Origin of the sequence: Paraburkholderia fungorum, assembly GCF_046026025.1 — a bacterium.
GTDB classification, from domain to species: Bacteria; Pseudomonadota; Gammaproteobacteria; order Burkholderiales; family Burkholderiaceae; genus Paraburkholderia; species Paraburkholderia fungorum_E.
In genome coordinates this window covers 1-12,574 of sequence record NZ_JAQQFL010000056.1, presented here as the reverse complement: position 1 = coordinate 12,574, position 12,574 = coordinate 1, and the positions used below count along the sequence as shown (strand labels likewise).

4 protein-coding genes are annotated in these 12,574 nt (G+C 64.3%); all 4 read right to left on the bottom strand.

Annotated elements, in window-relative coordinates:
* Positions 1 to 5 precede the first annotated feature (5 nt).
* Positions 6 to 3,569, bottom strand: a complete 3,564-nt coding sequence (locus PQR67_RS36675) for a two-partner secretion domain-containing protein (protein WP_408467681.1) — start codon at positions 3,567 to 3,569, stop codon at positions 6 to 8.
* Between the two features lie 52 nt (positions 3,570 to 3,621).
* Positions 3,622 to 5,253, bottom strand: a complete 1,632-nt coding sequence (locus PQR67_RS36670; RefSeq protein ID WP_408467680.1) for a ShlB/FhaC/HecB family hemolysin secretion/activation protein — start codon at positions 5,251 to 5,253, stop codon at positions 3,622 to 3,624.
* Positions 5,254 to 5,549: 296 nt separating this feature from the next.
* Positions 5,550 to 6,260 (bottom strand): OmpA family protein, encoded by a 711-nt coding sequence (locus PQR67_RS36665; RefSeq protein ID WP_408467679.1) that lies wholly within the window; start codon positions 6,258 to 6,260, stop codon positions 5,550 to 5,552.
* 80 nt (positions 6,261 to 6,340) lie between these two features.
* Complete coding sequence (locus PQR67_RS36660; protein ID WP_408467678.1) at positions 6,341 to 12,421, bottom strand: ESPR-type extended signal peptide-containing protein; 6,081 nt, start codon at positions 12,419 to 12,421, stop codon at positions 6,341 to 6,343.
* Positions 12,422 to 12,574 lie beyond the last annotated feature (153 nt).

Here is a 12,574-nt window from a genome sequence, read left to right as displayed (position 1 = left end):
GGATATCAGCTGCAATACAGTTTGGTCGTGGTGGATTTGCTGCCGCTTTTTTGGGTGCCTTGACTCGAGTTTGTCGACGTGTCGCTGCCGCCGAACGTGTCAGGCTCACCGCCCACCGTCATGGCTTCCGCGGACGGTGAAGTGCTGGTAGTGGTTGATGTAGTGGAAGGCGTGGTGGTCGTGGTGGTCGTGGTGGTCGCCGGGGTCGACGTCACAGTCTGAACGACGGCATTCGATACCGGCGTCACCGCTTGCGTCACAGCAGACACCACCGTTTGCGAAGAATCAGGCGTAGTAGTCGTCGTGGTCGTGGTCGTCGCAGGCGGCGTAGTCGTCACAGGAGGCACAGGCGTTACAACCGGTGGCGCCACAGTCGCCACCGGCACAACCGTGCCGTGGGCGTCAGTAATGCTGACGCCAGCCGCATACGTCACGGCGCCGTTGACGGCTGTGAACGTGGCTAACCCCGGTGCCGATGTCGCGACGTTCGCATTGACCGAAATGTTGTTGCCGGCGAACGAGTTGATGTTCCCTCCGCCGGATGTCAGCACGCCGTTGAGGGTGAGATTGTCGGTCGAAGCACCCGTATTGGCGACCGACAGATCGATGCCGCCTGACGCGTTGACACCGGCCGCGCCGACGATCATCGCGCCAGTGTTGCTTACCCTGACGTTGCCGCCAGAGTTGCTGATACGGTTGACACTCACCGCGCTGGTGTCGGCAGTGTTGAGTTGATTGACGATCGCGACGTCGCCGGTCGTGGCATTGCTGGCGGAAATTCCGGCGATCTGATTGCCGGCAAGGGTCAGCGTCGTGCCATTGGCCGACGACGTGCTCAACTGTTGCGTGACATGCAGTGGCGAAGACTGCTGGGATATCGCCCCGCTTGCCGCGTTCAGCGTGAGATTGCGCGCGGTGATATCGCCCACCACCAGGTCGCCGGTGCTTTGCGTCACGGACATGTCGCCGCTGGTCGAGATCGTGCCGCCGTTTTGCGCAAAGCTGCTGGCGACATTGAGCTGGGAACCGCTGCCGGTGCCGACGATGCTTCCCCCGTCGGTCAGCGACAGCGCAGCCAGGTTGGCGACGCCGGTATAACCCAGAACGCCACCGCCGGCAGCGACGCTGCCACTGCCGTTGATATTGGTCACATTAAGCGTGCCGCCCGACAGATACAGACTGGAACCCGTGTTGAACGTGATGCTGTTGACCGTATCGACACCGTCGTAGTAACCATGCGACAAACGTCCGCCTGCAGCCACAATGACGTTGTCGATGGCCGTTGGGAAGTAACCGGTCGACCAGAAATAGGTGTTGCCCCACAGACTCTCGGTGCCGCCCGTATAAGTGATGTTCTCCGATCCCGCCATCGCAAGCGACAAGCCCGGCCCCGATCCGTTGTAAACCGGCTTGATCATCTGCAGACCGCCGGGGCTGTCGATCACGTTACCGAGGACATGACGGAATACACCGGGCGCGGTACTGCTGACGGGACCGGACAGCGCGGCAAAGGTGGTCCCCAACGTCGGGACATAACCGCCCAGCAAATTCGTTTGCAGCGTTCCACCGAGCGTGAGAGACGGTGCGGAATAGCTCAGCGTGTCGTAGCTGCTGGCGCCGGCAACGTCGATCACGAGTGTGCCGGTGGCGCTCTGACTATAGCCGCCATTAATCGACAGCGAACCGATCGCGCCGTCGCCGCCTGGGGAGATCGTGCCGTTGTTGAGCAGAGCGCCCGTGCCGGACGCCACCGAAATCGTGCCGTTACCGGACAGATTTCCCCCGGTGTCGTTGGTGAACGTGCCGAAATTCAGCGTGGCGTTATTCAACGCGAGTTGGCCGGTGTTGGTGAGTGTTTCGCCGCTGAGGGAACTGCCCGATGTCATCGACAGGGTGCCCTGGTTGCTGACAGTGCTGACCGATCCCGTCACGTTGGCGAACGTGGCCGTTCCGGTATTGAGGAACGAACCCGCATTCAGGCTGGAATTGCTCAGCGACACCGTACCGCCGTTGGTCAATGTACCGCCGAGATTGAGGTTGGCGGAAGCATTGGCGTTCAGCGTCCCGCCGGCCTGAAGCGTCAGGTTGCCGGCGGACAGGCTGCCGCCGTGACTGAGGTCAAGCGAGCCGCCGCTCGCCAGCACCATAGTGCCGTTGCCGGACGCGCCTAAGCCGTCGCTGACAGTCAGCGCCCCGCCATTGAGGCCGAGGTTGGCGTTGCTGACGGTCACTGCGTGCGCGCCGCTTTCGATGCCACGGACGTTGGTGTTGAGGTTCAGCGCGAGCGTAGCCGAGGTGCTGGTGACATCGGCGTTGATGTTGATGTTGCCGTCGGCGTTCAGGGTCAGGGAGGCCGCCGAGCCGCTGGTCTTGTTGATGGCGGCGCTGACGGTGATGTTGCCGCCAGTGGTCCCGTCATCGGCGCCGGTGGCGAGGACGACATTGGTGCCGCTGTTGAGCACGCTCGACACCGTGCTGGCGCTGATGGTGGAGCCCGAACCCGTCGAGGTGATCACGTTCTCCGAGGTGGACGCATTACTGGTCCCCCCCGCCACCACCTCAAGGGAGTAGGGATCGATGAACCACTTACCGCCCGTACCGACGCTCGGCAGCTTCACGACATCCAGCGACTGCCTGCCCGATGTCTCGACATAACCGCCCGGTCCGGCAAGGCCGGTCGCCGAAATAGTGCCGTCGAGATACGCAATCTTGTCCGAATACAACGTGACGTTACCGCCCTGGGCTGCCCCGCTGGCCGTAATGCTCGAGCTTGCCGTCGTGGTCAGGTTTTGCGAGGCACGCAGGAAGATCCGGCCACCTTGATTCACCACGCTGCTGGCGTTGATGGCGCCGCTGTTGTTGATCAGGCCGGCAGCAACACCAATGCTGCCTGCTTGCGCTGCGATGTTGCCGAGGTTGGTCACGTTGCCATTGGCCCCGGTCACGTTGACCATCACGCCCGGCGTGCCGGTGTCGACGAGTTGCACCGTTTGCCCGGCTGCCAGCAGAACCTCGCCGTTCGGGCTGGTGATGACGCCGCTATTTTTCACGTCGGCACCGATCAGGTAGACGCTGCCACCGCTGGCCGTCTTGATGACACCCTGATTCTCGACATGGCCCGCCACGTCACCGGTATTGAACGTCAGCCGTCCCGCCAGAAAATTGCTGTCGCTGATGTTGAGCGTGCTGGCGATGAAGCGCGACACGTCGACCACGCCGGACGGCCCGACCAGGATGCCGTTCTGATTGATCAGCGCGACCATGCCATTGGACTTGAGCAGGCCGTAGATCTGCGAAGGATCCGAACCGGTCACGCGCGCGAGGAAAGACGATGCCGCCCCCGGCTGGTTGATGTTGACGACTGCGTTGGCGCCGATGCTGAACGTCCCGAAGCTTGCAATCGCTGAACCGCTGCTCTGGTTGACATTGAGCGCGTTGCCATTTTGCGTGATCGTGGCGGCGCCGTACGTCACCTTGCCGCCAGTCGGCAGAGCGTTTGCCGCCGGCGCTGCCGCCATGGCCGGCATATTCCACGTCAGGAGAATAGCCGCGACAGCCATCGCCGACATGCGCAACGGCGAGAAGGCCGTCCGCCTATTCGATTGATTTCGATTTGTCATATCAAAAGCCCAGGCTTGCGCTGACGTCGGCGTGGAAGTCTCCGCGCTTCTCGGTGAGTGAATTGCCGGCCGCGTCGACTCGCGCGACGTCGAACCTGACGTTGACGTTGCGGCCGAAGACGTAACGTGCGCCGACACCCACGCTCGAGACGTTCAGGTTCGCCGGAATGCCGCTGCTGCCGACATTGCTGTTGTGGCCATACCCGAAGTCGAGGAATGCCAGCAGGCGCAGGTTGCCCTTGCTGACCAGTGGAGGCGTGTAGATCTCGGCGTTGACGAACACGCCGCTGTCGGCCGTCACCGCGCGCTCGGTAAAACCGCGCACAGCGTATATGCCAACCAGACTGAACTGTTCCGACGACACCAACGGGTTCCTGGTGGCTTGCATGGAGCTTGCAACCCGCCACTGCCAGTCATTGGCAAAGCTCCTGATGATCGATGCGTCGCCGCGCAGGATCATGAAACCGTCGACGGTATCGCGGCTACCGGGCGTCAGATACGAGTACCGATCGGTGCGGCCGTCGATGTTGGTGTATTGCGAGCCGGTCGCCACGTTGCGCGAGAGGCCGATGTCGTAATCGATGCTTTGTCCGACGCCAAGCGTCTGGCTGCTATACGTCAGGCTGAACGGCATCGTCGTGTAGGGCACGCAGGACGCGACAGGCGGGGTCGGTCCCGCGGTGCTCAACTGGACGCCGTTGACGTTACAGGTCGAATCGATCTTCTTGTAGTCGAAGCCGAATATCAGCTTGCTGGTGGTCTCGCCGCGGCGGGCGAAGAAGTGGTTCCAACGAAAACCGTAGATGTCGCCCTTGCCGGTCAGGCCGAGCAGACCGCCAAGCGTCGGCGACGAGCTTGGTGTGTTGATGCTCGACTTGCCGTAGAAGAAGTCAAGGCTGTCGCCGAGGCGGTACAGCGGAATCCGGTAGCCGAGGGAGTAGACGTTGACCCTCACGCCGCTCGGGCTATCCGGGGATGTCGTGTACGCCAGCGTGCCGACCTGATCGAGGCCGAACAGGTTGGCGTCCTGAATGGCGACACCGGTGCGCCAGCGGCCGGTGGAGGCCGCGCCGGTGTTGTCGACCGTCGCGAAGATGTGCAGTGGATTGTCGTCCACCACTTTGACTTCGGCGTCGACCATGCCGGGGGCGCTGCCGCTCTCCAGCGTCACGCCAACCTGCTTGGCCGGGTTGTCGTTGCTCAGTTGCACCGACTCGGAGATGGCGCGCAGGTTCGGCGACTGGCCGCTCTGCAGTTGCGGCAGCCCGGCGAGGACATTCTTTTCGCTGAAGTGCTGGTTGCCGGTGACGGTGATCTTGCCAATCCGGTTCTCGCTCACCTGGAGCCTGACGACGCCGCTGGTCAATTCCTGCTCGGGCACATAGACCTGCACCGCGGTGTAGCCCGCTTTGCGGTAGGCATTTTCGAGCGCTTCGAGCGCGTGCTGGATGTCGCCGTAGACACGGTGCGGCCCGCTCATCGGTTGCAGCAGGCGTTGCACCTCGTCAGCCGGCAGCAGGCTGTTCCCCTCCACCTCGAAGCGCGTGATGGTGAAACCGTCGTCGGCAAACACACTTGCCGCTGCAGCTATTAATGCCATCCCCGAGAGGCATTGCATCAGACGTCGCTTCATTACTTTTTATGTCCGTCTTCTTTCCCGGACGATAACCGGATGCCAGTCGTTTCATGGCAACCGTCGTCTCGAGTTGTTATAGGGGTCTCCCTTTGCCGGCGCGTACGCTACGCACCGGCCTTGCTACGCGCCGCAACTGCATTTCGTAACGCCCATTCAAGCTTGTTATCGGCAATGTGAAGCGCTACTTGAGCGGGATTGGCTTAAAAAACCTGCATTTGAGGCAGAGGGGCCGCGCAGCCAGGTTCAGCGCAGCCCCTCCCCATTCCCGCGAGCGGATCCGGCACCGAGCCCTCTCACTGCGCCCGAACTTCGATGGAAACCCGTCTGTCCGGTTGAAGGCATGCGATAACCGCCCTGCTCTCGCCGTCCGGACATTGGGTTGTCGAATCACGGGAGCCCACTCCCGTCGCGCGAATCACCTCAGCGTCGAGCCCATGTTTGATCATGTATTCCCGTACGGTCTGTGCACGGGCCAGTGACAAAGGCTGGTTGACCGTTTCTGACCCGAGGCGGTCGGTATGGCCTACAACCGAAATCGACTGAACACCACTGTGCTGCTTGATACGCACGATGATCTGGTCAAGGCTGGCCGCGCCGCCCGGCAGCACCGAAACCAGATTCGACTGCCCGAAGGCGAACAGCGTATCGGCTTGCAAAACGAACTGTTCAACTGTTTGCGGCCCGGGCGCGACCGCCGCAGCCGACGTATCCGGTGCGTCGCCGCACGCGAAGGTGAGTCGCCGCGTTACGTCGGACTGCTCATTGTCCGGCTGGAGGCGTCCGACCTTCTGCACCGCACGGACCGGTTCCGCACCGCATATCCGCTGGGCCACCTTCATACAGGTGGCGGGCCCTTCAAAGAGCCCATGACATTCGACCTGATGAAGCTGGGAACCGTCCGCGGCCGTCAGCGTATAAGCGTTAAAGGTCGGCCCGGAAGCACTCGAACATCCGGCAAGCAAAACCAGGCCCATCGACACACTCCATCCACAAAGCTGCTTCATTGTGTTCTCCATACTGTTTTTCGTGCGTCCCGTTCGGAGCACGATAATGTTGTCCGCATTTGAACGAAGGCGCCTACGCCCTACCATTGCATCGCGGCGCCCATCCCGAAGGTCGTGCCGCCAGGGCTCATGCCAACGCCTGCTTTCATCTTGATGTTCTCGGTGATGCGCGCGGTTCCCCCGAGTGCGACGGCCTGATAGCCGCGAAAGCCCGCCGTGCCGATGCCAAACGACAAGGTTTTGTCCTTGTCGACCTCAGGAATCATCGTCAACGCGGTCGCTGCGGCGATACCGGAATAGGCGTTGCGCGCGACGGAGTTGATCCCCGATTGCAACTGGTCCACCCGTTGATCGGTATAGGCATTGGCCTGCGCGAGCCCGGCATTGAGCTGGTTCACGTTGACCGCGTCCGTCCCCTGGGTTCCCGCCGCCACGTTCGCCACCTGCCGCGTATCGTTAAGTGAGCCGACGGATACCACGTCGCTGCGGCCCCCGTCCGAGCTATTGGCCCCGAGCGCCACCGAGTTATTCCCGCTCGAGGTTGCGCCGACGCCCACTGCGGTCGCGCCAGTCGCGCTGGCTTGCGAACTGTTGCCGACTGCTGTGCTATTCGAGGCCGATGCCGAAGCGCCCTGTCCACCCGCCGACGAATTCGACCCGGTGGACGCCGGTGGCGTCGGCGTCCCGGGAGAGGAGGAGAAGCTGCCACCGTTGCCGCCGACGTTGGTCGTCCGTTGATTGATCAGCGTGGTCAACTGCGTCGACACCGCGTCCAGTTGCGAGACGTTGACCGCGTCGGTTCCGGCCTTGCCGGCCGCGACGCCGGTGATCTGCCGGTTGCCGATATTGACCTCGCCCGCGGACGACTGCGGACTGCTCAACCCGTACGCAATGTAGTTACTCAGCGCGCCGACTGTCGTCACCGATCCGGCGCCCAGCGCGACGCTGTTCGCCATCGTCGCGCTCGCGCCTGAGCCCAGCGCGAGCGCATCGACGGCGCTGCTTTGCGCGCCCGAGCCGATAGCAATCCCGCCCGCATTCGCAGCCTTCGAGTTCGCCCCTTGCGCGATCGACTGCGCGCCACTTGCGACGGCGCCGCTGCCGAGCGCAATTGCGTCGGCCTGTGCCGCGTTCGAGCTTTCGCCAATCGCGACGCCGCCCGGCGCCGTCGAGTCGACGATAGCGCCGTTGCCGATGCCCACGCCGTTGTCGCCGTTGACCACCGTGGTCGGTCCGACGGCAATCGACTGCGCGCCGACCGCGAGCGAATCCGCCGCCGTGGAATTCGCGTGAAAGTACATCTGCCCGCTCACCGCGAACGACGACAGTGCGCCGGCAAGCTGCCTGATGGTGACCGCATCCTGCGCCTGGGTGCCGTCCGCGACGTTGGTCAACTGCCGATAAGTGTTGCCGGCCGCGCTGCCGAAGGACACGGCGCCGAGCAGCGTTTCATTCGACGTATTGAAGGGAATCGCGTGGCTGCCATTGGCGATCGAGCCAATGCCGGAGAGCACCGCGCGGTCGGACACCGAGCCGGAGCCGATGGCGACGCCGCCGGCCACCGATGCGCTCGACAAGGCGCCCAGCGCAAGCGCGTTGGCCGCCTGCGCGGCAGCACCGTCGCCGCCGGCGAAGCTGCTCACGCCGCTTGCCGCAGCCCCCACGCCCACCGCTAGCGCATTGGTGCCGGTGGCGCCGTCGTTGTTGTAGTTGCCCCCCTGTGTGCCGCCGTCGTTGACGCTGTAGTAGTGCGTCTTGCTGGCCGTCACCACGCCGGCGAGGTTATCGACCGCCTGATCCGTCGCGTACAACTGCGAGCCGTTCACCGCGTCGGTACTGGTCCCGCTCACCTGGCCAGCCGCCACGTTGGTGATCGTGCGCTCCTTGCCGACACTGCCCACGCTCACCGTGCTCGTCGGGGCAATGCCGGCGTACGTGTAGGCCGTGCCGTTGATGGTGCCGCCTGTCGTCACCACCGCTGCGGCCGTGGTCGAACCACTGCCCAGCGCCACGGCATTGGCGTTATTGGCCGCCGCGCCCTGGCCCAGAGCCGTGCTACCGGCGCCGGCCGCGGTGGCGCCAACGCCTGCCGCCAACGCGTTGGTGCCGGTCGCGCCGTCGTTGTTGTAGTTGCCGCCCTGTGTGCCGCCGTCGTTGACGCTGTAGTAGTGCGTCTTGCCGGCAGTTACCGTCGCGGACAGACTGTCGACTGCCTGATCGGTCGCATACAGTTGCGAGCCGTTCACCGCATCGGTGCTGGCGCCGCTCACGCGGCCTGCCGCCACATTCGTCACCGTGCGCTCGTTGCCCGCGCTGCCCACGCTTACTGTGCTCGTCGGGGCAATACCGGCGTACGTGTAGGCCGTGCCGTTGATGGTGCCGCCTGTCGTCACCACCGCCGCGGCCGTGGTCGATGCGCTGCCCAGCGCCACGCTATTGGCAAACGTCGAGTTCGCCCCGGCGCCAAGTGCTAAGGCATCGGTGGCACTACTTTGCGCGCCTGAACCCAAAGCAACGCCGCCCTGGTTAGCGGCATTCGCGTTTGCGCCTTGCGCGACTGACTGCGCACCGCTCGCGACCGCGCCGCTGCCGAACGCAATGGCGTCTGCCGCGGCCGAATGCGTTTGCTGGCCGATGGCGATCCCACCGGGCGCCGTCGCATCGACCACCGCTCCGTTGCCGACGCCGACGCCGTTGTCTCCGTTCACCACGGTCGTCGGTCCGACCGCAATCGATTGCGCGCCCACGGCCAGTGAATCGGCCGCAGTCGAATTCGCGTGAAAATAGTTCGTGCCCGTCACCGAGAACGATGACAATGCGCCCGCGAGCTGCCTGACCGTGACCGCGTCTTGTGCCTGCGTGCCGTCGGCGACATTGGTCAACTGGCGGTAGGCGGTGCTGCTGCCGACGGACACCGCGCCCAGCAGGGTCTCGTCGGAGGTATTGAACGGAATCGCGTGGGAGCCGTTGGCGATAGACCCCACCCCGGGCAGAACCGTGCGATCTGAAACCGAACCCGACCCGATCGCCACGCCGCCGACGATCGAGGCAGTCGCTTGCAGTCCGAATGCAAGTGCGTTGTTCGCCTGCGCCTGGGCACCGTTGCCCACCGCCGTGCTGCTCACCCCCGAAGCCAGCGCGCCTACGCCCGCGGCGAGAGCGTTGGTGCCGGTGGCGCCGTCGTCGGCGTAGTTGCCGCCCTGAGTACCACCGTCGTTGACGCTGTAGTAATGCGTCTTGTTGGCGATGACCGTCGTGGTCAGACTGTTGACCGCCTGATCGGTCGCATACAACTGCGAACCGTTCACGGCATCCGTGCTCGTGGCGCTCAGTTGTCCAGCCGCCACATTCGTAATCTGCCGATCGGCGCCTGCCGCACCCACGCTCACGACACCGGCCGGCGCACCGCCGGCGAATGTATAGGCCGTGCCGCCAATGGTCGCACCGGCGGTCGCGACAGCGCCCGTTGTCACGGTGCTGCCCTGGCCCAGCGCGACATTGCTGCCGGTCGTGCCCGCCGCAATGCTTGCACCCTGGCCTAATACCGTCGCCTTGGCATTGCCGTTGTCGGTAGACTGGTTGCCCAGCACCGTGGACGACGCACCCGTCGCGCTCGCGCCGAAACCCCCGGCGCTGGCATTCGCGCCGCTCGACACCGGTTGTACCGCCGTCACGCTGTTGTTCGATACGAACGGACCAGCCTGGCCGTTGACGATAGACGTCACATTCTGGTTCGTGGCATACAGTTGCGACCCATTCACCGCATCCGTGCTCGTCGCGTTCAATGCGGCCGGCGCCATGTTGGTGATCGTCACAGGAGCTCCCGCTCCCGCGCCGCCGGTCGCACCGAGGGTGATCTTCGTGCCGCCCGCCACGTCGTACTTGACCGCGATATTCGCCGTGTTGTCAATGTTCGTATTCAGCGCGCTCAAAGCACCCGCAATCGTCGTCTGCGCCGTGGGTCCGCTCACGGCCCCGGTACTGCTGACGCTGTTGACCGGCTGGCTAAAACCAGTGAGATCGCCGGTCGCCGCGCTATAGCTGGCGCCGCCACCCAATGTGCCCGCTGTCGACGTGCCCAGATTATTGAGGCCGGTGACGACCGTATTCAGTTGCGAGCCGTTGATAGCATCGGTACTGGCAGCCGAAATCACGCCCGCCGCCACGTTCTGCAGTTGCCGCTCCTGCCCGGCCGCGCCGACCGATACCACACCATTGGCCGCGCTCGCGATGCCGGCCGCCGTGCCGCCGTACAGCGCCGTGGCGCCCGTATGCGGCGCCGCGGTCGTACTGCCCGCACCGAGCGCAACGTCGTTCGCGTTGCTGGCCGTCGCGCCGGCACCCAGCGCAATCGCATGGGCCTGATTAGCCGCCGCGACATCACCGAACGCCAGTGCGCTGGCGCCGGATGCGCTGCTCGCATTACCCAGCGCGACCGCCCCCTGACCGTTGGCGACGTTGCCGTTGCCCTGCGCCACGGCGCCATTGCCTGTGGCGGCATTGTTCGCGCCCACGGCAACCGCACCGTTGCCGTTCGCGGCATTAGGATCGCCAATCGCGACCGCGCCGTTGCCGCTGGCGGTCTGCGCCTGACCGAGCGCGACCGCACCGGTCCCGCCGAGCACCTGAGAGTTCTGGCCGCCCGCTATCGATCCGGCGCCGGCCGTCGCCACCACCTTGTTGCTGTCGCCGAAGGCCACGGTCGACGCCGCGAGCGCTTGAGACGAAAAACCAACCGCTGTCGCATTGCCATTGCTCGCAACTGTCTGGCTGCCCAATGCGATGGCGCTACTTCCTGACGCCGTTGCGTTCGTACCCATGGCAATCGCATTCGCATTCGCTCCCGTCTGGGACGAATCGCCTATCGCGATGGAGGAGGAACCGGCCGAGCTGGTGCCGGCGCCAATGGCAATGGCGCGAATACCCGACGCCGCGGCACCGCCCACTGTCGCTGGCGCGGATGAACCGCCTTCCGCGACGGAATCGGACGCACCCAACGCAATCGCGTTTGCGCCGCTGGCGTTGGAGCCGGCCATCATGCCGAGCGCGTTCAGGCCACTGGCCTGGGCCCCCGCCCCCAACGCCACGGCATTCTGCGCCGAGGCGACCGCCACCGTGCCTGCAGCCAGCGAAGAGGGGCCGGAGGACTTTACATCCGTGCCAATGCCGATCGCTCCCGCGGCCGTTGCACCCGTGCCCGCAGCGGTACGCGCCCCCAGGTACACGGCGTTGAGACCGCTGGCGATGGACTGAAAGCCAACCGCTATGCCATGCGTCCCGGAGCCGTCGGCGATATAACCCAGCGCGACGGATGCAGGCCCACTCCCCACCGCCTGGAAGCCAATCGCGGTGGCATAGTCGGCGGTAGAGGTAACGTCAGTGCCAATGGCAATGGACGCAGTCCCCGTCGAACCGGTGCCCGCGGCGGTACGCGCTCCCAGATAAATGGCGTTGGCACCGGTGGCATTGGCTCCCGAGCCAACGGCTACAGCGTTGCCTTGCGAACCGATGGCTCCGCTGCCCAATGCGACCGCACCCGACGCGGCAGCGCTGGCGCTCGCACCCAGTGCAACGCCGTTGTCTCCCGTTGTTTTCGCCGAGGGGCCTATGGCAGTCGAAAGGTTGCCGCTCGAGACAGTGTCAACGCCAATACCGATGGCCGCCGAGCCGCTAGCGACAACATCCGTACCGATGCCAATCGCCGACTCCGCGGTCGCGCCGGTACCCGGAGCCGTGCGCGCGCCCACGTAAATGGCGTTGGTAGCAGACGCAATGGCTTGAAAGCCGAAGGACAAGGCATTCAGTCCCGTACTGTTAGCGCCATACCCCACCGCAGTGGCTCCACCTCCAGAGGCTGTGGACGTAAAACCCACGCACGTCGTGCTGCCGCTGTAGAAGTTGAAGGGGGCCGTAGAACAACTCACCTGCGCCTGCGCCTGCACGCCCCATCCGCCCATACCAATCAGCAGCAGTACGGTCAGGACGCGCGGGCTGGAACCGTGCAGCGCCAAAGCACCAGGTTCACCGCGCTCACGGTTGCACCCATCGCATACGGAGGCAGCCGCCCCTGACTTTCCCTTGCCACGCGACGTGTCCAACTCCGACGCCGCTACGAAGGCGCCCAGCGCGCTATTCCAGATGGTCCGATATGCCTTGTTCATGTCGTTGCCTCAATAAGTTTAGCAATGTGAAATTCATAAGCACGAGCGTGTGCATGCATCCTGATTATTCAGGATGCCTATTTATAATGAATAAGCTTTCTCGCCACGGCGTGCGTTGGTTCAGCGCTGAATCTTAGCACCCCCGTCCGGGCA